This window comes from Aeromonas sp. 5HA1 (genome assembly GCF_029237245.1).
Taxonomy (GTDB): Bacteria; Pseudomonadota; Gammaproteobacteria; order Enterobacterales; family Aeromonadaceae; genus Aeromonas; species Aeromonas salmonicida.
This window is the reverse complement of sequence record NZ_JAACFW010000028.1, coordinates 1-25,069: the sequence shown is the minus strand read 5'-3', so window position 1 is coordinate 25,069 and position 25,069 is coordinate 1. Positions and strand designations below refer to the sequence as shown.

Here is a 25,069-nt window from a genome sequence, read left to right as displayed (position 1 = left end):
TGGTCTGGCCAGGTGACCGAGTGAATTCAGACGGGGAATGACGCAGCCACGCCTGCCCGGTCTCGTTCCTTCCTGCCAGTACTGATAGGCTGGCGCCACTCTCTGACCGTCAAGGAAAGCCCCGATGAAACCTGCCCACCTCTTGCTTGCCTGTGGTTCTTTAGCCCTGAGCGGTGTCTCCCATGCCAGCACCCCGATTCAGGTCTCGCTGCCCGGTGTCAATCTGCCTGCCTCTCATCAGGTTGAAGGCGCCAGAGCCTCCTTTCTCTATGGCCACACCGGTCAGGTGAAAGGGATAGATCTGCCCATCTTGGCCCTCTCCGATGTGGATCAGTTCAGCGGTCTGCAGCTTGGCGTCTTCCTCGGCGCCGGACGGGTGCGCCACCAGTTCAATGGGGTGGCCATCAATGCCGTCAACTGGCACGAGGGACAGGACAAGGGGGTAAACCTTGGCTTCGTCAATCTGACCAACAATGTGCAGGGCCTGAACTGGGGCGCCGTCAACATCGCCAAGGGCAATGCTCTGGCCAACGTGGGCTTCGTCAACTATGCCGAACGCACCACCTTCCAGTTGGGTTTCATCAATGCCACCAAGCATCTGGACGGGCTGCAGATCGGTCTGGCCAACTACGCCGAGAACGGTATTTTCCCCATACTGCCGCTGATCAATTTCAAGAAATCTTTCTAAGGCCGGCTCCCGGCCTTGCTTTAGGGGCCGCAGCCATTACCCTGTGCTCCATTGATAGCGCGCAGAGGTGACACGGGCATGACAATGGAACACATGGACGCCATCGGCATCGGCTGGGATGTGAGAGGCTGGCAGGGCAATGCCCAGGCGGTGGCCGTGGTGGGCTGGCAGGCGCGCGAGCAGTGCCTGCACTGGTTTGGGGTGTCGCCCCTGTTCCGGTTGAGCTCGCGGGTGGCGCCGGATCTGGATGCCCTGCTGCGCCCGGCGCTGCAAGATGAGATGAATCTGATGCAGGTGCTGGCTTGCCCGCAGCTGGCACTGGGTATCGATGCGCCGCTCGCCTTTCCACGTGCCCTGGGCGATCTGCTGGCGGGGAGGGCGACCGAGTGCGCTGTGCCCCAGCGCGAAATTGACAACCCTTATGCCTATCGCGATTGCGAGCGCTGGCTGCACCGGCAATATGGCAAGAAGCCCCTCTCCGCGACCTTCGACCGGCTCGGCAACAACGCCACGCTGGCGCTCTCCATGCTGCCCCGGCTGGGGGATCTGCAACTCGTACCCAAGCTGCAGTCTCAGGCCGATCGCGCCGTGCTGGAGGTCTATCCCGCTTTGGCCAAAGTGGGTGGCAAGGCATCCGCGGTCAGGGCCGAGCTGCAACCCCATCTGCCTGCAGAATTGGCGACGGGCACGGATCGCTATGACGCTGCCATCTGCGCCCTGATGGCGCTGCAATACGCCGCCAAGGGGACTGTGTATCTGCTGCCACCCCTGATACAAGCGCCCGCCGACATGGTACTGGATGAAGGCTGGGTCTATCACTTCGCGCGCCCTTGAAAGCAGGGCCGGATACTGACCTCTCGGCCTTGTTCTGCTTCTTTTCTGCAGGGTGTTATACAGGGCACCCGGGTTTTTCTTTGCTTTCCTCAGTGCCATCACGCAACCAGATCCGATGCTGACTTATTGCTCTCATATGCCATCAAACAAAATCATGGGATCACCCTGTGAAACTCGGTCAAGCCAGAGGGAACCGCCCCTGGTCTGGCAGGGCAAAAATGGCACTAACAGGGCATGGGGTGGGATTGTGATGACAAATTCATCGTTTGATGGTGATTTTCGGGGCTAAATAGCGGTTTGTGCCGCACAAAAGTAGAAGTGCAATCTCCTCATCCGATATATTGCGCCTTTCCCTGATCTTCTCTGCGGTGATGTCGATGAAACGCATTCTCTCTATCCAGTCCCACGTGGTGTTTGGCTGTGCCGGTAACAGCGCCGCCGTGTTTCCCATGCGCCGTCTCGGCATGGAGGTGTGGCCCGTCAACACGGTGCAATTCTCCAACCACACCCAGTACGCGGCGGGCTGGCAGGGGATGGCGATGCCTGCCGGTCACATCAGCGCCCTGGTAAAGGGGTTGAGTGATATCGAGGTGCTGGGCCAGTGTGACGCCGTGTTGAGCGGTTATCTCGGCTCGGCCGAGCAGGGGGACGAGATCCTGGCGGTGGTGGCCGCGGTCAAGGCCGCCAATCCCAATGCGATCTATTTCTGCGATCCCGTCATGGGGCATCCGGAGAAGGGGTGCATAGTCGCCCCCGGTGTCACCCGTTTTCTCACCGAGCAGGCGTTGCCGGTGGCCGACATCATGGCTCCCAACTTGCTGGAGCTGGAGACACTGTGTGACACCCACCTGGCGGATCTGGCCCAGACCCGGGTGGCTGCCCATCAGCTGCTGGCCAAGGGGGTCAAGATGGTACTGGTCAAGCATCTGGGGCGTGCCGCACAGGAGTCGGGTCGTTTCGAGATGCTGCTGGCCACCCCCGAGGGCGATTATCTGATCGCCCGTCCGCTCTATGCGTTTGCCCGCCAACCAGTGGGGGTAGGGGATCTTATCAGTGCTCTGATGCTGGCCAATCTGCAGACCGGCTACGATGCCGTGACTGCCTTTGAGCGAACCAATGCGGCGGTGGATACTGTGATGCTGCACACCTGGCAGGCAGAGGCTTACGAACTGCAACTGATTTCAGCCCAGGATGCGTTTGCCGAGCCAGTGATCAAGGTGCGCGCCGAGCGGTTGGCCTGATCATCCAGGCTTGCGAGCCCATGATCACACAGCAGGCAGGGCCGCCGTGTTCACTCCCAACGAGACTGCCTGACAGTGTTCCACTCCTTGACAGTGTTCCACTGCCTGATAGTGTTCCACTGTGGGGAAGGGGTCGTAGAAGTGGTGCAGCAGTGCCTTCCATTGCTGGTACTGAGCGGAGCCGCGAAAGCCCTGGGTGTGATCTTCGAGCCGCTGCCAGCTGACCAGCAACAGATAACGGTGAGGATCGGTCAGCGAGCGCTGCAACTGATGTCCGGCGTACCCTGGCATGGTGCTGATGATGGTCTGGGCTTGCCCAAAAGCCTGTTCGAAGGCGGCGGCCTGACCCGGGACAACCTGCAGATGGGCGACTTCCAATATCATGATGACTCCTTGTCTTGACGGGGGAAGCGCCATTTCAGCAGTTCAGGCCACAACGAACAAGGCCAGCCGTCAGGCTGGCCTTGTTCGTTGGCGATCATCAAGGGTTTTTATCCCGGATCAATCCCGCGGATAACGGGCCCGATAGCGCTCGGCCATGGCGTTGGCCGCTATCATGGCGTTGTAAACATCCTGCTCGCTCACGGCCATCGGCATATTGACCATGGTGTCGAGGGGATCGCAGGCAAGCGTTGCCACCTTGCGCCACTCGCTCTCGATGAAACGGGTCAGCCCCATCTCCTGCAAGGTCATGGGCAGACCGGCAACCTGGATGATGCGCATGACCTCATCGACCTCGGTCTGGGGCGCGCGTTCCAGCACCAGCTGGGTCAGCAGACCGAATACCACCTTCTCCCCGTGCTGTGCCCGGTGCAAGTCAGGTACTACCGACATGCCGTTGTTGACCGCATGGGCTGCCGCCAGACCACCGGCCTCGGCGCCGACGCCGCTCAGGTAGATGGTGGCTTCAATGATCTGCTCGAGCGCCGGTGTGGTGACATGATGGTGAATGGCATCCATCGCCATTTCTATGTTTTCCCCCAGCAGCTCATAGCAGAGTTTTGCCAGGCCAAGTCCGGTACGGGAGGGGCGCTTGCCCACCAGGTTGATGCCATCGGCCCGATAGCAGGCGCGGGCCTCGAAATAGGTGGCCAGGGCATCCCCCACGCCAGCGGCGAAGAAGCGGGCAGGGGCCGCCGCTATGATGGCGGTATCGGCGATCACCACGTCCGGGTTCTGGGGGAGGAACAGGTAGCGCTCGAACTCGCCCGCCTGATTGTAAATCACCGCCAGCGCGGTACAGGGCGCATCGGTGGAGGCAATGGTGGGGAACAGCACAACGGGACGGCGCAGGTAGAAGGCAACCGCCTTGGCCACATCCAGGGTCTTGCCGCCGCCGATACCGACGATCACGTTGGCGCCCTGCTGTTCGGCGAGATCGCAGAGGCGACGGATCTCGATATCGGTGCATTCGTAGTTGAACTTCTCGACCCGTCCTTTCAAGCCTGCTTGCAGCAGACCGGCCAGCGCCTCTTCGCGCACCCGCTCCAGGATGAACTCATCGCTGACGAGCAGGGCGTTGTCGCCAAAATCTTTCACATGATCATGGAGTTGAGGCAGAAGGTCGTGACCTATGATGAACTTTTTGGGGGAGGTGACGGTACGAGGCAGAATAGGCATGCAGGATTCCTCAAGGCAGTGAGTGACACCCGTTAGGTATGCAAACGGGTCTTCCTGCCACACAATACGCCTCGCTCGCCATCAGGTGAAGGGGTAATGGCGCAGGCTCCTTGTCAAAATTAATCAACTGGCGTTTTTGATTGTTTTTGCAAAGGGGCGTGCCCTGCTTGAACAAGCGCGCAACGCCGCAGCACAATGCGCCCTCCGGGGAAAGAGTGGCGCCTTGCTTTCCCGGAGGGCATTTATCAGAGCTGCTTGTAGAAGAAGAGGGTGGCGGCCAGGGTACCGTCGGCATTGCGGGCAAAGTCCGGGATCTGGCCAACTTCCTGATAACCGAGCTGGCGATAGAGGCTGGATGCCACGTCGCCGACCCGGGTATCGAGCACCAGCAGGGTGCGTCCCTTATCCCGGGCGCCTTGCTCCATGGCTGCCATCAGGGCGCGGCCGACGCCCTTGCCACGGGCGTGGTTGTGCACCATCAGTTTTTCTACCTCGGCCCGGTGGCGGCCATTTGCCTTGGTGCAAAGCGCCAGTTGCAGGGCCCCGACCAGGTGGTGCTGCTCGAAGGCAACCCAAAGCCGACGCCTGCCTGCTGCCAGCTCAGTCTCGATCCCTTGCCAGTATCCCAGTCCCTGATCTTCTGTCAGTGGCGGCAAAAATCCCACCGAGGCGCCATTGGCCACGCTGTCTTGCAGCAGGGTGATGAGCGCAGGCTTGATGCCCAGGGTGGTATCAACCTCAACTATGTCCATCGAGAGTCCTTGTCAAACGTGGTCGCGACAGCGGGTCTGGCCCGCTGCGGCTGAATGCACAGATACAATCCAGTGTCATCAGCATGACTGGTCAGACTCGCCTTTTCTGATGCCGATTTCAAGTCGGGCACCTCTGCAGGGTGCGCAGGATCACGCTTGTCCATCAGCCCCACCACGGGTTCATCAGCCGCACGTCTTAGCGGATAAGGTTTTGCTCTACCAGCCAGGCGAACAGCAGGCGGGACACGGGGGAAATCTGTTCGAGGTGGCGGCTATCGAGCCAGCGCAGTTCGACGATCTCGGCCGAGGCAACAGGTGTACCGCTGGCCTCGCCGGTGTAACAGCGCAATCGGACCTGCACACCTTCAGGCTTGCCATCGGCCTGGGCGCTGAATTCGCAGGCAAGGCGCAAGGTGTCGGCTTGCAGGGTCACGCTCAGCTCCTCCTCGATTTCTCGCATCAGCGCCGCTTCATCGCTCTCTCCCGCTTCGCGTTTTCCGCCGGGAATGTAGTAGATGGCCTTGCCGTGGGAACGGGCGCAGAGCAGTTGCTGATCCTTGAAGGTCAGCCAGGCGAGTTTGTCGATCATGATTGTGTCCCGGTGGTTCAAATGGTCAGTAGAGAGCATTCACGTATTTTTCAGTCGGTTCCGGCAGCAGATCTTGTGGATGATCACCACCAAATGTAGCCCATTTGCTTTTTCCCTTAAATGAGCTGTTGGCTATGCTCTTTTTGCTCAAGGTATCGTAGATAACTACCTGAATTTCAATTACATCCGGTTTTCCAGACCATTCTGTTGCCCGTTCCTCCCAATGTAGAATGACGGGTTTCACATAATATCTGAACTGAGTCGGCTCAATGTTGGTCAGGCAAGGATCTCCATGACAACTGGTCGTGATCTCGACTCTGTGAGCCTTCTTGGAAAATGCCGCATAGATTGCCAGGGCCGTCATTTGCCCCGAATTCTGATACTGCGTAGTTTCATATGACCCATCTTGGGGTTGCGAAATGAGTACCCCCTGACTGGCATCGAGTTTATTGGTCATCGTTTGTACATCGGCTTGTTGATAGGTCGAGCTGCAGCCGACAGCAAGCAAGGAAAAAAGGGCACCGAGATAGGGTTTCAAAATACATTCCTTTGTTTAATCAGTTGTTTTTTGATGTTTAGATAAAGCGTGATTTTTATACCAAAGTTAAAAATATAACTTATTGATTAAGCTCACATAACTCCTTATAGGATCGATATTCTCGCTGCTTCAAGCCCAGCTTTATCGCCAGATGCTCCAACTCGGCTCTATATTCCTCCAACCGATCTTCGTCATCGGTCATGATGGCCAGCTCGGCAAAGTCGCCGAGCCCGTCCAAGTGATCCAGCGTGACGTGGAAGGGGCCAACAAAGTAGATGCTGCGCCGCTTGCTGATGGCCAGCACCTGCTGATAACCCAGGGTCTGCAGCATGCTCGCAGCCTTGTCGGCGTCCGTGATATTGACCGCCTCGCAGCGATCCCGCTCGGGCCCCTTGACGATCCAGAGCTTTATGCCGGAAGGCTGCATGGTACGGATCACCAGGCTCTTGCCCTCTGTGGCCAGGGTAGGTTCCGGTGTGTCGAAGTAGCTGTCCTGTTCCAGATTGTTTTCCAGCATGACTTCCGGATCCAGCGTCTTGAGCGTGGAGATGAAGGCGGGTCTGTCATCCAGTCGATATTTGAATTCGACTTCATAGCGGCCCTGAAAATGATCCTGTGACATTGAGGCTGTCCTTGTAAGCTGCTGGCGTTTGCTGGGTGGCAGCCTACCAAAGTTGAGGGGGTGGCCCAAGGGGTCAGCCTTGCTGGAGATGGAAACGCTCTGTTTCCCGTCGGGTTCGTTTGCGCTTTGTGATTTTCCAGTAGAGCGCTTTTCTGCAGGCGTGGCTGATCGGCGTATTGCCTTTGTCAGTGATCTGGCTGGCCGCCACTCTGTCAGCAAGAGAGGGAATGAAAAACGGGTGTTAACAGGTGGTGAGTCCCTGGTTAGAGAGTCACCAATGGGCGCCAAAAAGTTCGCGCTGGCGCACAGGATGGGGCGCCCGGACTGGGCGGGAACAGGCCCCTGTGGTTTAATCCTTGCCACTTTCGCGGTAGCTGCTTCCGCTTGATAGGCCAGCTACCCCCGCTTTGGCAAGATGCAGGTGATCAGATGCAAGTGACAGCAGAGAGCAAATTTATCGGACTCGGGGTGGCGGGCAACTTTGCCGGCCACCTGGAGCAAGCTGGAGAAGCCTCGGATTTCGTGGCTGTGGTGGTGCGTGATACCACAGCGCCCAAGGCGCTGTTTCCCTTCTATGTGCCGGGTCACCCGGGTCAGCTCGGCGTCTTCTCCCTGAGCGAGAAGGCCATCTTGCTGCCAGAGGCGGCGATCAGTGGTGACGAGAAGGTGCAGATCGAGCCGGAAGTGGCGCTCTGGTGCGAGCTGGAGTACGCAGGCACCCAGGTAGTTGCCATCCATCCTCGCGCCTTTGGGGCCTATAACGACTGCTCCATTCGTCGTCCCAATGCTAAGAAGATCAGCGAGAAGAAAAACTGGGGGGAAGAGAGCAAGGGGTTGGCAGCCAATCTGCTGCCACTCACTGGTTTTACCGCGGGTTGCGAGCTTGATGACTATCGCATCGCCTGCTATCTGGAGCGTGACGGCGAGCTGTACGCTTACGGGGTAGACAGCGCCGCCGTTGATTACAGCTATTTTCATCGACAGCTGCTGGACTGGGCCATCGACAAGTTCAACCATCAGCAGGATGAGGGCCCGGCAGAGCATATTCAGGGGCTGCTGGCCCAGGCTGGGCACCCTTCACATGCACTGATCAGCATAGGCGCCACCCGTTATACCTCGTTTGGTGAGACCCACTTCCTCAAGCCCGGCGATACGTCCTGTGTGCTGGTCTATCCGGCCAGCCGTTATAGCGAAAGTGATATCCGCGAGGCCATTCGCACCCGTCAGTTCGGGCCGGATGTGTCAGCCCTGCTGCAAGCGGTTAAAACCCGCTAATATATTTCCCATATATATTGGGCCTATGAAGCCCAGTATATATGATGACATGTTTTTATTTCCAAAGGATTGTGTCTTTATGATCGAGTCAACCATCATGGCTGTAGCTGCAAATACTGTTATTTCAGAGTCAGTTAAGAAGGGGGTTTCTGACTTATATGATTTTTTAAAAGGGAAATCTAAGATTGCTGTTGCGAAATGGAGGGCCGAGCGCGGGGTCGAAGATTTATCAGTCCATGTAAAGTCGATAAGAAATGTAAAAACCATCTGGCAAATTGATAGAGCTGTAGATTTAAAGGAATTTTATGTCCCTCCTCATATAAAGGTCGGGACAGAGAGAATGAAAGTATTTAGTGTTGATGATATACCAAGAGGGCGTTGTGTATTAATAGAGGGTATAGCAGGACAAGGCAAGTCAATGCTAATGCGTTATCTTTGTTCTCAAGAACTTTTAGAAGGCACAAGAATCCCTATATTTATTGAGCTAAGAAGAATAAGAAAGGAAGAATGTATATTTGATTATATAGCAAGATACTTAGAGATTCTTGGTCTTCAGGTGGATAAAGATTCATTCTATGAATTTTTAAAGAAAGGAAAGGTTACGATTTATTTGGATGGTTTTGATGAAGTAAATCCGGAAGTTAGAGATAGACTTGTAGGTGAAATTGAGTCTCTATGTGTTGCTCAGAGAGAATGCCGCTTACTAATAACATCAAGGCCTTTTCAAACAATTAGGTCTCTTGCGTGCCTAGATGTTATTCAATTGGATAAACTTATTAAACATGAATATAAAGAGGTTGTATATAAAATATCTGACAATAGAGAGTATGCTGATGCTTTAATAAAAGTTGTTGAGTCTCACAAGCAAGATATTAAAGGTATATTGTGTACGCCTTTATTTATAACCCTACTTGTAATATCGTATAAATCTTATCAGCAAATTCCGGATCAGTTATCAGACTTTTATGACTCGCTTTTTCGAGTACTGCTACAGCGACATGACGGAACAAAGCCATCTTATGTGAGGCCAAGAAAAACAAAGTTAAACGATACAAAATTCAGGGATGGTTTTGAATATTTTTGTTATCTATCAAAAAAACATAAAAAACAGAATCTAACAGTGGATGAAATGTTAACTACTGCTGAGTGTAGCCTTAAAAAGGCAAACATTGAAACAGAAGCAGATGACTTTATAAGTGATATATCTGATGTGACATGTTTAATAATTAGCGAAGGTGATGAGTGGCGTTTTATACATAAAAGTATACAAGAGTACTTTACTGCCTCATACATACGTAGGGTCCCTGAAAATAATGCAAAGAAAATATATTCTGAATTGGCCAAAAAATATAGGCAAGATTGGATAGCAGAGATTAAATTTCTATCTGAAATAGATGAGTATAGATACGCAAAATACTTTTTCATTCCCTGCGTAAAGAAAATTGTAGGTAATTCATCTAATTTTGATGGTGAGCCGCCAAAAATAACTATGTCTCTAGTTAAATCTATTCTTGGTGGTTATAAGGTGACTTTTCATGTAGGCAGGGATAGATTAATTAAAGCACAAGTTTCATTCGATGATGATATATCAACACCTTTGCATGAGATTGTTATGTTGTGTTCATCTTTCTTACTTCAACAGATAACAAAAACGAAATTAATAGAGCCAATTAAGAACTGTGTGCCGGAAGTGGAACATGTTAGTTATGAGTCTGACCTTAATAAGATAATGGCAGATGATAGGGCAAAAAAAGCGGCATTTAAATTCACTGAACACATAATTAGTAGGCTTTACAGGAAAGGCAGAAATTACGAAATAATGATAAAAGAGACCGAGCAAGAAAATATAGATGACGGTTTGTTTGATTAACTGTAAGTTTTTATAGGCATAAAAGTAGATAGGGAAAATACATACAATATATTTCTCATAAATCTGACCGAAATTTCCATTTGTTAAAAAACCGCCGAGGCGGTTTTTTATTTTTCAGTGCGGGCAGCTCATGTCCGGCCTTACTCCTCGTTGGAGTTGTCCTGATAGCTGTCGCGCTGGGCCCGGGGCAGGCGGCGCATCGGGGTGAGCCCTGCGTCCACGCCACCGCGATCCTTCTGGCGCACCGGCGCCGGTTGCTTGCTGCCATCGGCTTTGGGCTTGCCCCTGCCTTTGGCGGGCGCCTTGGCATTGTGCTTGGCGTTGGCATGGCCGCGATCCCGCGGCGGGTTTTGTACCGGCTTGCTGCCCGGCAGGGTCTGGCGAGTCGGTTTGCCGCTCGGCTCATAACCGGCCAGGATCTCGCTCGGTATGCTGAGGCCGATCAGGGACTCGATGGCCTTGAGCTGATCCTGTTCATCCTGGCTGACCAGAGAGATGGCTTCGCCGCCACGACCGGCACGGCCGGTACGACCGATGCGGTGGATATAATCCTCGGCCACTTGCGGCAGCTCGAAGTTGATCACATGGGGCAGCTGATCGATATCGAGACCACGGGCGGCTATGTCGGTGGCGACCAGCACCCGTACCTTGCCTTCCCGAAAATCCGCCAGCGCCCGGTTGCGTGCACCCTGGCTCTTGTCACCGTGGATGGCGACGGTATTGAGGCCGTCTTTTTCCATCTGGTGGGCGAGACGGTCGGCGATCTGCTTGGTGCGCACGAACACCAGCACCCGTTGCCAGTTATTGCGGCCGATCATGTGGGAGAGCAGCTCGCGCTTGCGCTCGCGGTCGACCTTGATGATGCGCTGGTTGACCTGCTCGGCCGTGCTGTTGCTCGGGCTCACCTCGATCAGGGTCGGGCTCTTCAGCAGATCGTCGGCCAGCTCCTTGATCTCGTTGGAGAAGGTGGCGGAGAACAGCAGGGTCTGCCGCTCTTCCGGCAGCGCCTTCATGATGCGGCGAATGTCGGTGATGAAGCCCATGTCGAGCATGCGATCCGCTTCATCCAGCACCAGCACTTCCAGCTCGGTCAGGGTGAGGGCGCGCTGGGTCAGCAGATCCAGCAGGCGGCCCGGGGTCGCGACCAGGATGTCGACGCCGAGCTTGATGGCCTCCAGGTTGGGCTTGATGCTGACGCCGCCGTAGGCGATCAGGGTGCGAAACGGCAGGTGATGGGCGTACTTGATGATGCTTTCGCCCACCTGGGCGGCCAGTTCACGGGTCGGGGTCAGCACCAGGGCGCGTACCTGACGACGGCCACCACGGCCATGGTTGGCCATCAGACGGTGCAACATGGGCAGGGTGAAACCGGCCGTTTTACCTGTGCCTGTCTGGGCGCCGCCCAGCACATCCTGGCCTGCCAGCACAGCCGGAATGGCTTGCTGCTGGATGGGGGTTGGCTGTTCGTAACCCAATTCCTTGACGGCCCGCAGAATGTGCGGTGACAGACCCAGTTCGTTAAATGACATGTTCGAGAGAGACTCCTGAGGTGAGCCTTGGGCTCAACGAGTGACAGGCAGGCGCTGACGCCTGGCCTGTCACAACATAAGACGCAGCGGACCACCTGGGTAGCCAGCCACGACATAGAAAAGATAATGGGGGCGTAATATAGCAGATGTGCGGCCTGCACGCAGCAGCCGTGTCACTTGCCCGGGCCGCTGCGTGGGTCTGATCCCGTGGCGAGGCTCAGAGCAGTGCGCTTATCTCGTCCAGCAGGCTCTCTGGCTTGGTCTGGGGGGCGAAGCGCTCCACCACCACACCCTCACGGTTGATGAGGAACTTGGTGAAGTTCCATTTGACGTTTTCCAGCCCCAGCAGCCCGGGTTTTTGCTGTTTCAGCCAGCGATAGAAGGGGTGGGCGTGCTCGCCGTTGACTTCGCACTTGGCCATGATGGGGAAACTGACCGGATAATCCAGCGAGCAGAAGCGGGCGATTTCGTCCGCATCCCCCGGTTCCTGATGGCCGAACTGATCGCAGGGGAAGCCCAAGATCACCAGCCCTTCGGGTCCCAGCTGCTGATAGAGTGCCTCCAGCCCCGTGTATTGGGGGGTAAAACCACAACGGCTGGCCACATTGACCACCAGAATGACCTGACCTTGCAGGGCGGTGAGAGAGAACTCGGTACCATCGAGACGTTGCAGGGGAAGATCGGGCAGAGACATGGTGCACTCCAGAGAGGATGGGGCCCATTCAGGGCAGTGGTTATGCACGTTAACGGGCCCGGGATCCCGAGGCAAGCAGCAAGTGCCGGGTTTGCCTCCCCTCATGCATCCTTTTGTCGAGCCAGATCACAGGGCGGCGAGGCCGGTACGATAAAGGGCGCCTTCTGTGGCGGGATAGCGTATTGATGGTGGGACTTCTCAGGAGAAGCAAACTGGTTTGTGCTCAGGCCAGGAAGTCGCTAAAAAGCGCCCTCTCTCCACTTATTGCGAGCCAATCTTGGACTATCAAGCTGTCATGGATGCCATTTACACCCGGGGATGGGTGATTGTGGATGACTTTTTAACCGCCGTTGAGGTGGATGCCCTCAAAGCCTGTCTGCCCCATGCGTGGCATCCGGCCGGGATTGGACGGGAAAGTCTGCATCAGGGCAATCCCGATATTCGCCGTGATCAAATCCACTGGCTGGAGCCTTCCCTTGGCGCGCCAGTGGCGGACTATCTCGGTCGCATGGAGTCCCTGCGCCTCGCCGCCAACCGCATGCTGATGCTGGGGCTGTTCGATTACGAGGCCCACTTTGCCCGTTATCGCAGCGGGGATTTTTATGCCACCCATCGCGATGCTTTCGCTGGTCGGTCGAACCGCCGTCTCACCTCGGTTTTTTACCTCAACAACGACTGGCAACCTGAGGCGGGCGGTGTGCTCAGGGTCTATGACAACGACGAGCAGCTCTTGATGGATGTCTCTCCCAAGGGAGGGCGGCTGGTATTGTTCCTGTCGGAGGAGTTCCCCCACGAGGTACTGCCCGCCAATCGTGAGCGTTACAGCATAGCCGGCTGGTTTCGGGTCAATGGCAACGGCATGGGGCGTGTGGATCCGCCGCGCTGAGCCCTTTTCATCCCGTTTTTGACACAAGAAGGGATTTTTACGGGCCGTGGCTGCCTGATGGTGCCCCCATCAGCTGACAAGGCTTTATTTCCCTTGCTACACTGGCTCGCACTTATGTTCGTATCTGGCTTCGTCCATTTTTAGTGCGGTTGATTTATCACATTGTCATGACGAAGCCGCTTCTCCCAAGGGATCACATCTAATGAAGAACATGCATGTCTTGCTGCTGTGCGGCGGCGGCGGCGCCGAGCACGAAGTCTCTCTGCGCAGCGCCAATTTCCTTGAGCAACAACTCGGTTTGGTGCCCGGTGTCGAAGTGACCCGGGTCGAGATGTTTGCCGATCGCTGGCTCTCTGCCGATGGCCGCGAGTGCAAGCTGGGGCTGGACAAGCTGCTCTCGTTTGACAGCGTGGCCCGTCCGGTGGACTACGTGGTGCCCTGCATCCACGGCTACCCGGGTGAGACCGGCGATCTGCAATCCTTCCTCGAGTTGGCGGGCCTGCCTTATCTCGGTTGCGATGCCGAGGCGAGCAAGATCTGCTTCAACAAGATCAGCACCAAGCTGTGGCTCTCCGCCATCGGCATTCCCAACACCCCCTATCTGTTCCTGACCGAACAGAACGACGCCGCCCTGGCCGAGGCAAAAGCCGCCCTGGCCAAGTGGGGCAAGGTCTTCATCAAGGCCGCCTCCCAGGGCTCTTCCGTGGGCTGCTACTCCGCCAGCAACGAAACCGATCTGGTGCAGGGCATCAAGGATGCCTTCGGTTACTCCGAGCAGGTGTTGATCGAAAAAGCGGTCAAGCCCCGCGAGCTGGAAGTGGCTGTCTACCAGTACGGTGACGAGCTCATTGCCACCTACCCTGGCGAGATCTGCGTGCCGCAGGACAAGTTCTACACCTATGAAGAGAAGTACAGCAGCGCCAGCCACACGGCAACCAGCCTCAAGGCCGAAGGCCTGACCCAGGCCCAGGAAGATGCAATCCACGAGTATGCCCTCAAGGCGTTCCGTCAGCTGAAACTGACCCATCTGTCGCGCATCGACTTCTTCCTGACGGAAGAGGGCGAGATCCTGCTGAACGAAATCAATACCTTCCCCGGCATGACTTCCATCTCCATGTTCCCGAAACTGCTGGAGCATCACGGTCACAGCTTTGCTCACTACCTCGAGCAGATCCTGCGCAAACCCGCCTGATGGTTTGCCAGCAACAACAGAGGGGCCTGCGGGCCCCTCTGTTGTTTGCAGCTTGTCCAGCTCACATGGGATCAGGGGTGAACAGCCAGATATGCGCCCCTTGTGGATCGGCAATCAGGGCCATGCGCCCGACTTCCGGGATATTCAGGGCCGGCACCACCACGGATCCTCCATGCTGGCTAACCTTGGCCACCCTGGCGTCCACGTCATCCACCGCTATGTAGGTTGCCCAGTGCGGCGGAACACCGGCCATATCGGGATTGTCACGGGTCGTCTGTACCCCGGCTACAGGTCTGCCATTGACGACCAGCATGGGGTAGTTGCCTCCCTCCATGGCCATGGTCTGGCTCTCCCAGCCGAGCACTTCCGTGTAAAAGCGGATCCCGGCCTCGGCGTCCGGAACATAGAGCTCGTGCCAGGTGAAGGCAGAGCCTTCCGCCAGGGCATGCTCTCTTGCCATATCTTGTTCTGCCATTGTCTTCCTCCTGTGTCCCATGCGTGGGCGCATGGGTTGACGACCAAGTATAGAGAGGCGTGGCACCCCGGCTTGCCCCGGATGGGGGGCCTTGCTGCGCGGCGGACGGCTCGTTACAATCTGCCCCCTTTTTTCCGCAACGTGCACCGCCAGAGCCGCGCCCCCATGAAGCCAATCCCAGATCACGCCGTCAATCGCCTGCGCGTATGGCGCAAGAGTATCTCTACTCGTCCGTTTCTCGCCCGTGGTGGCACAGTGCCCCGCTGCGAGGCATGCCAGTTGCGCTCTGACTGGTGCGCCTGCGAATGGCGGCCAGAGCTCAAGGCCGAGGCCGGCTTCTGCCTGCTGATGTATGACAGCGAGCCCATGAAACCCTCCAACACGGGTCGCCTCATCGCCGACGTCCTGCCGGATACCACCTGGGCCTTTCTCTGGAAGCGCACCCAGCCCCATCCTGAGTTGTTGGCACTGCTGGCCGATCCCGCTTGGCAGCCCTATGTGGTGTTCCCCGCGTGCGAGAAAAACCCGGCGCGAGTGACCGAACACGTGGCCTTGGCAAATGGCAAGAAGCCGCTCTTTATCCTGCTGGATGGCACCTGGCCCGAGGCGCGCAAGATGTTCAACATGAGCCCCTTTCTGGATGGTTTTCCCGTGTTGGCGGTCAAACCGGATGCACTCTCCACCTATGGCATGCGGGTCGCCAATTGCGACGAGCACCTCTGTACCGCCGAAGTGGCGGCCTGTGTGCTGGAGGTGGCCGGTCAGCTGCAAGCCGGACAGGCGCTGCAGCTCTGGTTCAATCTGTTCAGCCGCCGCTACATGGCGGGCCGTGTCAGTCGCGCACCCGGTGAGGATGAAGTGCAACTGCAGCAGGCGTTGGCTGCGATAAAGGCCAGCGCACCGGCTGAGGCGCTGACTGATAGCGCCGCCTGATGGCGGGAAGGGGAAAACAGGGCGAGATGAATAAGACTGATGAAAATATGGAATCGATTGGCTGCCACTGTTTCGTTAGCCTCATGAACCCATGGCCTTTAGGATAGCGGCCAAGTCAGCTTGTCCGGCTTGTTTACACAGCAAATTCAACAAGGGGCCCCTCTTTGGCGGGCGACCCTGTCTCGCGAGGTCTATGGATGGAATTGGAACTGTTTACCCTGCTCGCCCTGTTCGGGGTGGCGCTGATTGCCGGCTTTATCGATGCCATTGCCGGCGGCGGTGGCCTCTTGACCGTCCCCGCCCTGCTGGCGACCGGCATGCCGCCGGCGCTGGTACTGGGCACCAATAAACTGCAGAGCAGTTTTGGCTCCTTCTCTGCCACCTGGTTTTATGCCCGCAAGGGGCTGCTGGAGTGGGCCATGATCTGGCCCGCGGTGATCTGCACCTTTATCGGTGCCGCCATCGGCACCCTGGCGGTGCAGACCATAGACGCCGCCATTCTGGAACGGCTCTTGCCCTTCCTGCTGATGGCGTTTGCCTGCTACTTCTTTTTCTCCCCCAGAGTGAGCGATGCAGAGAGCGCACGCCGCCTGACGCCCATGGTGTTTGCGCTGCTGGTGGGGGGCGGAGTGGGCTTTTATGACGGCTTCTTCGGCCCGGGCACAGGGTCGTTTTTTGCCATCGGCTTCGTGGCGCTGGCGGGTTTTGGCATGGCTCGGGCCACAGCACACACCAAGCTCCTGAACTTAACCTCCAACCTTGCCTCCCTGCTGTTTTTTGCTCTGGGTGGCAAGGTGGTGTGGAGCGTTGGTTTCTGCATGGCGCTGGGGCAGTTTATCGGTGCCCGTGTTGGCTCCAGACTGGTGCTGAAGAAAGGGGTCAAGCTCATCAAGCCCCTGCTGGTAACTGTCTCTGTGCTGATGTCAGCCAAATTGATGTGGAGCCAGTATCCCGAGCTGTTTGCCTGGATCCAGTGAGACGGCAGATCTGCTTATCAACCCGTGCTCTCTACTGTTTGCACGGGTTTATTGACTCGGCCCGCTGAAATGATGAAAGTGCCTGCGCAGCGTACTCACCAGCTGCGCAATGCGTTCCCGCTTCAGGCTGCTCTGGCGATAGACCAGATGCAAAGGGCGCCCCAGCCCAGGCAGGGGGCGAGCCGTTTCCCCCTGTTCTCCCACCAGTGCCAGCAGACCTGCCGGCAGCAGCACAGGGCCTATGCCTGCCTTGGCGAGTTCTATCAGCGCCAGATAGGAGTCCAGCTCCATTGCGGGCACCAACCCCAATTGCGCCAGCGGGTCGCGCAGATAGCGGTTGGAGGGGTTATCCAGATCCATGGTCAGGATCTTGCGCTGATCTGCCGAAGGCGCCTCATGCTGATCGTCCCCCACCAGATAGAAGGGCTCCTCCAGCAATAGCTCGGCTCCCAGGCCATGGCCGGGAGGCAGGCGGCCGGCACAGATGCCGAGCAGGGCGTCGCCACTGCGCACCCGCGCCAGGATCACCGGGGTGTGATGGGTGGAGAGGGCAATATGGGGATCGCGGCCCAGATAGTCGTGCATGAAGCGGGCGAGGTAGCCCGCCAGCAAGGTTTCGGAGCAGGCGACTGGCAGGGGAGTCAGATCGGTGAGGGTCTGGCTGTCAGCCAGCACCCCCTTCATCTCGGCGAGACTCGGGGCAACCCGGTCGAGCAGCTCCTGCGCCTGGGGAGTGAGCCGGATCTGGCGGCCATCCGGCTCGATCAGCTTCTTGCCAAGGCGCAGCTCCAGCTGACCAATACGCTTGCTCACCGCCGACTGGCTGATGTAGAGGCGACTGGCCACTTTGGCCATGGTGCCCTCGCTTGCCAGCAGGCTGAGTGTCTCCAATCCTTCCAGTAACATTAGGGCCCCTGGTGTCTCACCGTATATCGAATGGCGTTACCTTAGGGGCTGATGGCGTCAGGAGCAAGTGTCGTTCACCGCCTTGGCAGGCCGCCAGCGCCACTCCCGCACGGGTGGGGCGAAGATCACCAGATTGCCGAGCAAACTGATCACAACGCCCACCACTGAGACCGTCTGCCAGACAAACCCTTCATAAAACGTCGAGAGCGTGAGCGCTACCAGCGGGAACAGCACAGTGGCGTAGGAGGCCTTGCTGGCGCCAATCCTGCCCACCAGTGTGAGGTAGGCAGTGAAGGCGATGACAGAGCCGAACAGGGCGAGATAGACCATGGCCGCCAGATAATGGCCGTCGGTCGGAATGGTCAGGGATTGGCCGAGCAGGGTGACCCAGCCCAGCAACAGCACGACGCCGTATACCATGCCCCAGGGCACCAGTTGCAGCACGTGATAGCCGTGACGCTGGCCGCGGGCAGAGACCAGGTTGCCCAGCGAGAAGCAGAGGGTGCCGCCACAGGCCAGCAGCAACCCCTTCCAGCCGTTTGCACCCAGTTGCGCATCCGCCAGCACGGGCCAGAACAGCAACAGTGTGCCCAACAATCCCAGCAAGGATCCTTGCAGCCAGCGCAAGTTGGGGCGTTTGCCCTCGAACAGCCAGAGATTGAGGCCGTTGAAGATGCTGGCACTGGCGAAGATCACCGCTGACAGGCCACTCGGTATGTAGAGGGTGGCGTGATAGAAGCAGAGAAAGTTGGTGGAAAAGAGCAGGGCACCGAGCAGGGCCGCGTAGCGCTGGCCCGCCCAGGGCAGGCGCGGGAAACGGCCGCTGACGGTGAGCAGGGCAAACAGCGCCAGCGCCGCCAGCAGGAAGCGATAGAGCACTGAGACCTCGATGGGAATGGGGCCGAGCTGCCAGGCGATAGCGATCCAGGTGCTGCCCCAGATAAGGACGGTGGCAAGATAGAGCAGTAGGTTCATGAGGGATCCGGTTACGTGAAGAGGGCATGAGAAGCAGCATGGCGCGGGCCGGAGCGACTGGCTTGCACCATCTTGCGGTTTTTTCCGCAGGGCCGCAGCGTTTGGCCCAGCGGCGCGGTAAGATGGCCGCAAGGCATGATGGGCGAGGCAGCAAGGTGCAACAGATAAGACAGGCGGGCGTATTTGATGCACTGGTCAGCACGGGAGCGCGGCTGGAAGACTCCTGCTGGCTGGAGCCGGGCCTTGGGGTAGCCAGCTGGCGCAACTGCTACGATCAGACCCGCTATCACAAGCCGGGTCACCATACCCTGAGCGTCTATTTGCAAGGGGGCGAGCAGACTGAGCGCCTCGATGGTCCCGGCGGCCATGGCGGCACCGGCAAGGTCTGCATCATGCCGGATCATCACAGATCCGAATGGCTGGTGCGCGAAGAGTTCCGCTTTTTCCACCTCTACTTCACGCCGGCCCACCTCACCCGCATCGCCGAGCAGGTCTGCGACAAGGAGGGGCGCCATCTGCTGCTGGAAGACAAGACCTTCATCGATGACCCCCAGGCATCGGCGCTGGTACAGACACAGTTGATGAAGCTGGAGTGGCAGCACGGCATCGACCGCATGGCGCTCTCCCACGGCGTCTGGATGCTGATGCTGCATGCTTATCGCCACCACACCCGGGAGGCGCCGAGCCTGCCCGAGGTGCGTGGCGGCCTGGCACCCGGTGTGATCCGGCGGGTGCAGGAGTACCTGCAAGCCCATCTGGCCGAGCCGGTTACCCTGGCTGAGCTGGCACAGCAGGCGAGCCTCAGCGAATATCACTTCGCCCGCATGTTTGGCCAGAGTCTGGGGTGTCCGCCCCATCGCTATCTGCTTGGGCTGCGGCTCAAACGGGCCAAACAGTTGCTGGCAGGATCCGACTCCCTGGCCAGCATTGCCATCCTGTGCGGTTTCTCCTCCCAGGCGCATTTTGGCAATCGTTTTCGCGAGGCGTTTGGCCTCACTCCGGGCCAGTGGCGTACACAATTGTCATCTTCTCGTCACAGATAACGCTGAGACTCTGGGCAAAAGAGGTGTACCATCTGCCACTTACCCATTGAAAGGAATGCCCATTGAATTATCGCAAACGCCAGACCCGTACTCGTCACCTTTGGTTCAGCCACTGGAATGCTCCCCAAGATCGCACCTGTATTCCCACCCCTCCCGAACCCGTAGTGCCTCACAGTTCCCGCTGAAAATCGATACGACCCGATAGGTTTTTTCCGGCAACTTTGCCACTATTGCGCCATCTGAATGGATTGGATATGGCTGCATGTTTCTGGAACGCATTGAAGTCAAAGGTTTTCGCGGGATAAATCGCCTCTCGCTCGGGCTGGATAACACCACGGTTCTCATCGGTGAGAACGCCTGGGGCAAATCCAGCCTGCTGCGCGCCCTCTGGTGTCTGTTGGGGCAGGATGCCGAACCCTATCAGTTCAGCAGCGATGATTTTCACCAACCGGAAGATCCCGAACTCGCACCCGCCCGTCATCTGCAACTGGTGCTCACCTTCAGTGAACACAGACCCCAGATGTGTCTGCACTCCCATCGCCTTGCCCGTCTTGGCGCCTCCTGGGTCAAGCACAAAGACAAATTCCACCGCATTCACTACCGTGCCAGTGCCGAATTGCAGGCCGATGGTTCAGTGCTCACCACCCATGATTTTCTCGACGGCATCGGCAAGAGCCTGCCCATCGACAATGCCCATGAACTGGTCTGCCTGCTGATCACCATGAACCCTGTGTTCCGGCTGCGGGATGCCCGCACCGCACGCAACGGGGTCGAGATGTTGCAGTGGGGGGATTTGTCACAGAACCGGTTGAGCCAGCTCGCCGACAAGCTCATCGACGAACCCCAGCGCATCGGTGAGGCTGAGCTGAAAGAGGCGCTGCAGGCCGTGCGCCAGCTGATGGATCACTACTTCAACGCCCTTGCCCCCATGAAGCACAAGCCTCGCAGCCAGCGGGACATCGTCAATCGCCCCATGACACTGCGCAATCCCGGCAATCTGCAGACGCTGCTGCGCAATGCCGACAACCGGGCGCTGCAACTGGCGATGGCAGGCATGGCGGCCACCCTGCTCAACGCCCGTGGCAACCGTGAGCTGGAACAGGGGGCACGGCCCATCATGATCCTGGAAGACCCAGAGAGTCGCCTGCACCCCACCATGATGGCGCTGGCCTGGGGTCTGCTGGAGCACCTGCCTGGCCAGAAGCTGCTGACCACCAATTCAGGTGACCTGCTCTCCTCCCTGCCTCTAAATCAGGTGCGCCGTCTGGTGCGCCGTCAGCAGGACATCGTCTGTCATCAGCTGGGGGGCGAGCGTTACAGCAGCGATGATCTGCGCAAGATTGCCTTCCATGTGCGCATCAATCGCCCCATGTCGATGTTTGCCCGTTGCTGGCTGCTGGTGGAGGGGGAGACCGAGATCTGGCTGCTCTCCGAGTTGGCCCAGATCTGCGGTTACAGCCTGCGGGCGGAAGGGGTGCGCATCATCGAATTTGCCCAGTGCGGTCAGTCGCCCCTCATCAAGGTGGCGCGCGACTTTGGCATCGAGTGGCATCTGCTCACCGACGGTGACGAGGCGGGGATCAAATACGCCACCTCGGCCCGGGCGCTGCTCAAGGGGGAGCGGGAGCGAGACCGGCTGACCCAGTTGCCGGCGGCTGATATCGAGCACTACCTCTATCACAACGGCTTCGAGGCGGTTTTCAGGCGTGAGGCCGGGGTCGGTGGTCGCTCGACCCTCAATGCCGGGCGCATCATCAACAAGGCCATTCATCATCGCAGCAAGCCTGGCATGGCGCTGGCGGTGGTGGAGGAGGCTGAGCGCCTGGGAGGCGAGCAGATACCATCTGTGATCCGGCAGATGTTTGCCAAGGTGGTGGCACTGGCGCGCGGTCAGGGCTGATGGTCTGTGCCGGCCAAGTGTGATCCCGCCTTGTCATCCAGATGGCGCTGAGCGTCAAATCCCTCGCAAGGCGCTTGCAGAGATTGGGGACATGGCTGGGTTTGGGTATACTCGGCCCCTTCTCTGGCGCCCCACAGGCGCATCCCGAATCTTTGCTGCTGGAGGCGTCATGTTCGTCCAACTCCCTTTTTGGCTTTTTCCCCTGACAGGTTTGATGGCGCTGGGGGCCCTCATTGCCCTCGGCATAGTGTTGTGGCGCGGTGATCTCTGCCCGGGCCAGCGCTCGCGGATCACGGCCCAGCTCTTCTCCATCTGGGTGATCACCGGGCTCTCACTGATGCTGGCGGTGGAGGCCAAGGTGGCGAGCTGGCTCGTCTGGAGCGGTGGCGCCGCCCTGATCCTGGGGATAGTGCTGTCCCTTGCCCAGTCACGGCTGGAGGGCAAGCGTGCCATCCCGTCCACCCTGCTCTGGCTGCCTGCCATGCCGCTGCTGGTCTATGGGGTCGGCCTGCTGCAGATCCAGGGCTGGCTGAGCGGCCTGCTGCAAATGACCTTGCTGGGGGCTGCCTTCGCGCACCTGATGCTGCTGCGGGCCCGCCACCGTCTGCAGGCGTTCAATCTGTTGCTGCCACTGGCGGGGCTGGTGGCTGCCATGCTGAGCCTGCTCTGGCTGGCCGTGCTGGTGGGCTGGCAGGGCAATGGTGCCGCGCTTGATGCCCTGATCCCCGGTGTGTTGACCCAGGCCATCTTGCTGATTGCAGCCCTGCTGCTCTGGTTCAGTCCCATCTACCTGCAAAAAGAGACGGCGCCCGTTGTGGTCTCCACCGCCCTGTGCGGCCTCGTCATTGCCCAGATAGCGGCGACCAGCGTGCTGCACCAGCTGACCTGATAGCGTACCGCATTGCATGAGATAGAAAAGCCCACCCCGAGTCACTCAGGGTGGGCTTTTTGATGGCCGCAACAGTGCAATCCGGGCCTAGTAGAAGTCATCCGCCCCGCAGATAAAGAGGCAACTGCTGCGCGGCTGTGCCAGGTACTCCCGGGTCAGCCCCTCCAGCGGCATGCCGAAGGTGCAGATGTCGTGGGGGGAGGGCAGGGCGGTATCCAGGATCCGGCGCCAGTAGCCGCCCACCCCCTTGGGGGGGCTTGGCAGATTGAAGGTGAGCGGCTCCCAGTAGGCATTGAACAGCACATAGAGTGCCAGCTTGGTTTCGCTGGAAAGTGCCGACATGGCGATGGCGTGGGAGTGAGGGCTGAAGTCTGGCTGGGCGGCATTGACCCCGTGCCAGCAGATCTCGCTGTGACGCAGGATCTCGGTCAGCGACAGCGGCATGCTCTCCTGCTCCGGTCGCTGGAACAGGTGCTTGCGATACTGGATCAGCTCCTTCATGAAGCGGAACATCTCCTGTCCCATGGTACTGGTTTGCCAGTTCATCCAGCAGGTTTCGTTGTCCTGGCAGTAACCATTGTTGTTGCCATGCTGGGTGCGCAGCACCTCGTCCCCCATCAGCAGCATGGGGGAGCCCACCGACAACAGGGTGGCCACCATCATGTTCTTGGCCTGGCGTATGCGCAGCGCATTGACGTGAGGATCCTCAGTGACCCCTTCATGGCCATGATTCCAGCTGAAGTTGTGATCGCACCCGTCCCGGTTCTGCTCGCCGTTGGCCTCGTTGTGCTTGTGGTCATAACTGGCCCAGTCCCACAGGGTGAAACCGTCATGACAGGTGACGAAGTTGATGCTTTTCTCCGGATCGGCGTGGTGATAGTGATAGATATCCGGGCTGCCGCACAGTCGCTCCACGAAGGGGGTGACGGCGTTGTCATCCCCACGCAGAAAGTGGCGCACGTCATCCCTGAACTGGCCGTTCCACTCACGCCAGCGCGCGCCGGCCAGGCTGCCCACCTGATAGAGTCCACCCGCATCCCAGGCCTCGGCGATGAGCTTGATGTCGGCGATGCGGGGATCCGTGTCTATGGTGCGCAGGGTTGGTGCATTGGCCTGCGGCATGCCGGACTCGTCCCGCGACAGTATGGCGGCCAGATCGAATCGAAAGCCGTCCACGTGCATCTCCTGGCGCCAGAAGTGGAGGCTGTCCATGATCATGCGCAGCACCACTGGGTGGGCACCGTTGAAGGTATTGCCGCAGCCCGAATAGTTGGTGTCCTTCTGATTGCTGTCGAGGATGTAGTAAGCCTCGTTGTCTATGCCGCGAAACGAGAAGATGGGGCCATCGTCGCCCCCTTCGGCCGTGTGGTTGTAAACCACGTCCAGGATCACCTCGATATTGGCTCTGTGCAGGGCCTTGACCATGTCCCTGAACTCGGTGAGCGGATCGCCGCCACTGGCATATTGAGCGTGGGGGGCAAAGAACGACATAGGGCTGTAGCCCCAGTAGTTGGATAGCCCCTTGGGAGCATCCTGGGGATCGAACTGGAACACCGGCAGCAGCTCGACGGCTGTGATGCCGAGGGATTGCAGATAGGGGATCTTCTCGATGAGGCCAAGATAGGTGCCGCGCAGGGCAGGATCCACCCCCGAGCTCGGCGACTTGGTAAATCCCCCCAGATGCAGCTCGTAGATCACGGAGCGGGAGAGGGAGTGAGCGGGGAGCTTGTCCCCTTCCCAGTCATAGTCGCGGGTCTCCACCACCCGGTTCTTGGCACACACAGCCAGGTTGCTGCCGGGACGGGCCGCAGCCCAGCGGTCGTAGGTCGGCCCCAGCTCAATGCTGCGACCATAGGGGTCCAGCAGTACCTTGTCTGCATCGAAGCGGGTACCGTAGTAGGGACGCCAGGGGCCCTGGATGCGATAGGCATAGCGCTGGCCCAGTGGAATGCCTTCGATATGGATGTGCCAGTAGTAAGCGGTGCGGTTGAGACGGGGGGAGAGCACTATCACCTCAGGGGTGTCATCATCGGCACTGGTGAAGAGCAGCAGTTCAACCCGACTGGCCAGGCGGGCCCAGATGGCAAAGTTGACGCCGTCGTTCTCGGGTGTGGCCCCCAATTGACGGCAATGACCGGCGGATATGCGCATGATAAGGCTACCTAAAAAGAGGAGTGACAAGCCTTTTGAGTGTAGTGCGCCAAGCTGGCCCCAAACCTGCTTGTCTGAAAAAACAGCGCCCTGTTGCAAATTTCTTCAATTTGTGCCGCTTTAACCTTCGAATGAAGTTTTTTTAGGATATTTACTTGCAATCTGAGCGCTGGCGCCTATTATTGGCGACCTCAGACGCGGGGTGGAGCAGCTCGGTAGCTCGTCGGGCTCATAACCCGAAGGTCGTCGGTTCAAATCCGGCCCCCGCAACCATCTGGGTATCAGAGTCGAAAACGCTGATTAACGCATTGAAGACAAAGATAATTCGAACTGGCTACTGCTCGGCCAATTCGGAAAAAATATGGACGCGGGGTGGAGCAGCTCGGTAGCTCGTCGGGCTCATAACCCGAAGGTCGTCAGTTCAAATCTGGCCCCCGCAACCAACTATTTGTGCTCACGGCGAGGCTGATGCCAAGCGGTGAACGTAAAG

The 25,069-nt window shown here is 58.1% G+C and carries 25 protein-coding genes and 2 tRNA genes; 15 read left to right on the top strand and 12 right to left on the bottom strand.

Translation table 11 applies throughout. The features are described 5' to 3' along the window. Positions 1 to 124 precede the first annotated feature (124 nt). From GWQ27_RS19800 to pdxY, 3 genes are all read left to right on the top strand, one after another. On the top strand, positions 125 to 688 hold the full coding sequence (locus GWQ27_RS19800) for a phaC PHA synthase (protein ID WP_275908148.1): 564 nt from the start codon (positions 125 to 127) through the stop codon (positions 686 to 688). 78 nt (positions 689 to 766) lie between these two features. Further along, on the top strand, positions 767 to 1,522 hold the full coding sequence (locus GWQ27_RS19795) for a DUF429 domain-containing protein (protein ID WP_275908147.1): 756 nt from the start codon (positions 767 to 769) through the stop codon (positions 1,520 to 1,522). 377 nt (positions 1,523 to 1,899) lie between these two features. Next, positions 1,900 to 2,763 (top strand): pyridoxal kinase PdxY, encoded by an 864-nt coding sequence (pdxY, locus tag GWQ27_RS19790; RefSeq protein WP_059111957.1) that lies wholly within the window; start codon positions 1,900 to 1,902, stop codon positions 2,761 to 2,763. A 24-nt stretch (positions 2,764 to 2,787) separates the two neighbouring features. On the opposite strand, the gene GWQ27_RS19785 is transcribed toward pdxY, so the two are convergent. The 6 genes from GWQ27_RS19785 to cyaB form a co-directional block, all read right to left on the bottom strand. Beyond that, positions 2,788 to 3,147 (bottom strand): antibiotic biosynthesis monooxygenase, encoded by a 360-nt coding sequence (locus tag GWQ27_RS19785; protein ID WP_275908146.1) that lies wholly within the window; start codon positions 3,145 to 3,147, stop codon positions 2,788 to 2,790. Between the two features lie 117 nt (positions 3,148 to 3,264). Then, positions 3,265 to 4,383, bottom strand: a complete 1,119-nt coding sequence (locus tag GWQ27_RS19780; RefSeq protein WP_275908145.1) for a glycerol dehydrogenase — start codon at positions 4,381 to 4,383, stop codon at positions 3,265 to 3,267. A 245-nt stretch (positions 4,384 to 4,628) separates the two neighbouring features. Continuing rightward, positions 4,629 to 5,135, bottom strand: a complete 507-nt coding sequence (locus tag GWQ27_RS19775) for a GNAT family N-acetyltransferase (protein ID WP_275908144.1) — start codon at positions 5,133 to 5,135, stop codon at positions 4,629 to 4,631. A gap of 196 nt (positions 5,136 to 5,331) precedes the next feature. After that, complete coding sequence (locus GWQ27_RS19770; protein ID WP_275908143.1) at positions 5,332 to 5,724, bottom strand: NUDIX domain-containing protein; 393 nt, start codon at positions 5,722 to 5,724, stop codon at positions 5,332 to 5,334. A 25-nt stretch (positions 5,725 to 5,749) separates the two neighbouring features. Further along, entirely contained in the window at positions 5,750 to 6,262 is a 513-nt protein-coding gene (locus GWQ27_RS19765) for a DUF4823 domain-containing protein (protein WP_265422835.1), read from the bottom strand. Positions 6,263 to 6,341: 79 nt separating this feature from the next. Beyond that, positions 6,342 to 6,884 carry a class IV adenylate cyclase gene (gene cyaB / locus GWQ27_RS19760; RefSeq protein ID WP_058406976.1) on the bottom strand — a complete coding sequence of 181 codons (543 nt, stop codon included), beginning with the start codon at positions 6,882 to 6,884 and terminating at the stop codon, positions 6,342 to 6,344. 79 nt (positions 6,885 to 6,963) lie between these two features. Here cyaB and GWQ27_RS19755 point away from each other — a divergent pair, with 79 nt between their 5' ends. The 3 genes from GWQ27_RS19755 to GWQ27_RS19745 all read left to right on the top strand — a co-directional run bounded on the left by GWQ27_RS19755 (position 6,964) and on the right by GWQ27_RS19745 (position 10,029). After that, complete coding sequence (locus tag GWQ27_RS19755; RefSeq protein ID WP_265422834.1) at positions 6,964 to 7,272, top strand: hypothetical protein; 309 nt, start codon at positions 6,964 to 6,966, stop codon at positions 7,270 to 7,272. Between the two features lie 41 nt (positions 7,273 to 7,313). Continuing rightward, a complete protein-coding gene (locus tag GWQ27_RS19750) occupies positions 7,314 to 8,159 on the top strand; it encodes a DUF5718 family protein (RefSeq protein ID WP_275908142.1) in 846 nt (281 codons plus the stop codon). Positions 8,160 to 8,238: 79 nt separating this feature from the next. Continuing rightward, complete coding sequence (locus GWQ27_RS19745) at positions 8,239 to 10,029, top strand: NACHT domain-containing protein (protein WP_275908141.1); 1,791 nt, start codon at positions 8,239 to 8,241, stop codon at positions 10,027 to 10,029. Positions 10,030 to 10,169: 140 nt separating this feature from the next. Here GWQ27_RS19745 and GWQ27_RS19740 read toward each other — a convergent pair whose 3' ends face one another. Then, positions 10,170 to 11,558: a DEAD/DEAH box helicase gene (locus tag GWQ27_RS19740; RefSeq protein ID WP_275908140.1), complete on the bottom strand. Its 1,389-nt coding sequence runs from the start codon at positions 11,556 to 11,558 to the stop codon at positions 10,170 to 10,172. A gap of 217 nt (positions 11,559 to 11,775) precedes the next feature. Then, complete coding sequence (locus GWQ27_RS19735) at positions 11,776 to 12,252, bottom strand: glutathione peroxidase (RefSeq protein ID WP_265463315.1); 477 nt, start codon at positions 12,250 to 12,252, stop codon at positions 11,776 to 11,778. A gap of 277 nt (positions 12,253 to 12,529) precedes the next feature. On the opposite strand from GWQ27_RS19735, the gene GWQ27_RS19730 reads away from it, so the two are divergent. Both GWQ27_RS19730 and GWQ27_RS19725 read left to right on the top strand, forming a co-directional pair. Continuing rightward, on the top strand, positions 12,530 to 13,138 hold the full coding sequence (locus GWQ27_RS19730) for a 2OG-Fe(II) oxygenase (protein ID WP_034523454.1): 609 nt from the start codon (positions 12,530 to 12,532) through the stop codon (positions 13,136 to 13,138). Positions 13,139 to 13,340: 202 nt separating this feature from the next. Then, complete coding sequence (locus tag GWQ27_RS19725; protein WP_275908139.1) at positions 13,341 to 14,330, top strand: D-alanine--D-alanine ligase; 990 nt, start codon at positions 13,341 to 13,343, stop codon at positions 14,328 to 14,330. 61 nt (positions 14,331 to 14,391) lie between these two features. Here GWQ27_RS19725 and GWQ27_RS19720 read toward each other — a convergent pair whose 3' ends face one another. Beyond that, the gene (locus GWQ27_RS19720; protein WP_099993092.1) at positions 14,392 to 14,805 is read right to left on the bottom strand and encodes a VOC family protein; all 414 of its coding nucleotides are present in this window, start codon (positions 14,803 to 14,805) and stop codon (positions 14,392 to 14,394) included. A gap of 165 nt (positions 14,806 to 14,970) precedes the next feature. Between GWQ27_RS19720 and GWQ27_RS19715 the strand changes: the two genes are divergently transcribed. Further along, positions 14,971 to 15,738: a tRNA-uridine aminocarboxypropyltransferase gene (locus GWQ27_RS19715; protein ID WP_275908138.1), complete on the top strand. Its 768-nt coding sequence runs from the start codon at positions 14,971 to 14,973 to the stop codon at positions 15,736 to 15,738. Between the two features lie 197 nt (positions 15,739 to 15,935). Next, positions 15,936 to 16,715: a TSUP family transporter gene (locus GWQ27_RS19710; RefSeq protein WP_005311090.1), complete on the top strand. Its 780-nt coding sequence runs from the start codon at positions 15,936 to 15,938 to the stop codon at positions 16,713 to 16,715. A 48-nt stretch (positions 16,716 to 16,763) separates the two neighbouring features. On the opposite strand, the gene GWQ27_RS19705 is transcribed toward GWQ27_RS19710, so the two are convergent. Then, positions 16,764 to 17,621 carry a LysR family transcriptional regulator gene (locus tag GWQ27_RS19705; RefSeq protein ID WP_275908137.1) on the bottom strand — a complete coding sequence of 286 codons (858 nt, stop codon included), beginning with the start codon at positions 17,619 to 17,621 and terminating at the stop codon, positions 16,764 to 16,766. Positions 17,622 to 17,678: 57 nt separating this feature from the next. Next, complete coding sequence (locus tag GWQ27_RS19700; protein ID WP_159166319.1) at positions 17,679 to 18,596, bottom strand: EamA family transporter; 918 nt, start codon at positions 18,594 to 18,596, stop codon at positions 17,679 to 17,681. Positions 18,597 to 18,751: 155 nt separating this feature from the next. On the opposite strand from GWQ27_RS19700, the gene GWQ27_RS19695 reads away from it, so the two are divergent. The 3 genes from GWQ27_RS19695 to GWQ27_RS19685 all read left to right on the top strand — a co-directional run bounded on the left by GWQ27_RS19695 (position 18,752) and on the right by GWQ27_RS19685 (position 22,428). Then, entirely contained in the window at positions 18,752 to 19,639 is an 888-nt protein-coding gene (locus tag GWQ27_RS19695) for a helix-turn-helix domain-containing protein (protein ID WP_139040931.1), read from the top strand. Between the two features lie 262 nt (positions 19,640 to 19,901). Beyond that, positions 19,902 to 21,539 carry an ATP-dependent endonuclease gene (locus GWQ27_RS19690; RefSeq protein WP_125606796.1) on the top strand — a complete coding sequence of 546 codons (1,638 nt, stop codon included), beginning with the start codon at positions 19,902 to 19,904 and terminating at the stop codon, positions 21,537 to 21,539. A 169-nt stretch (positions 21,540 to 21,708) separates the two neighbouring features. Continuing rightward, on the top strand, positions 21,709 to 22,428 hold the full coding sequence (locus GWQ27_RS19685; protein WP_017412051.1) for a hypothetical protein: 720 nt from the start codon (positions 21,709 to 21,711) through the stop codon (positions 22,426 to 22,428). 87 nt (positions 22,429 to 22,515) lie between these two features. On the opposite strand, the gene glgX is transcribed toward GWQ27_RS19685, so the two are convergent. Further along, positions 22,516 to 24,579: a glycogen debranching protein GlgX gene (gene glgX, locus GWQ27_RS19680; protein ID WP_275908136.1), complete on the bottom strand. Its 2,064-nt coding sequence runs from the start codon at positions 24,577 to 24,579 to the stop codon at positions 22,516 to 22,518. 196 nt (positions 24,580 to 24,775) lie between these two features. Here glgX and GWQ27_RS19675 point away from each other — a divergent pair. Both GWQ27_RS19675 and GWQ27_RS19670 read left to right on the top strand, forming a co-directional pair. Then, positions 24,776 to 24,852: transfer RNA gene (locus tag GWQ27_RS19675), tRNA-Met, on the top strand. Between the two features lie 93 nt (positions 24,853 to 24,945). Next, positions 24,946 to 25,022 (top strand) — tRNA-Met (locus GWQ27_RS19670). The last annotated feature ends 47 nt before the right edge of the window (positions 25,023 to 25,069 follow it).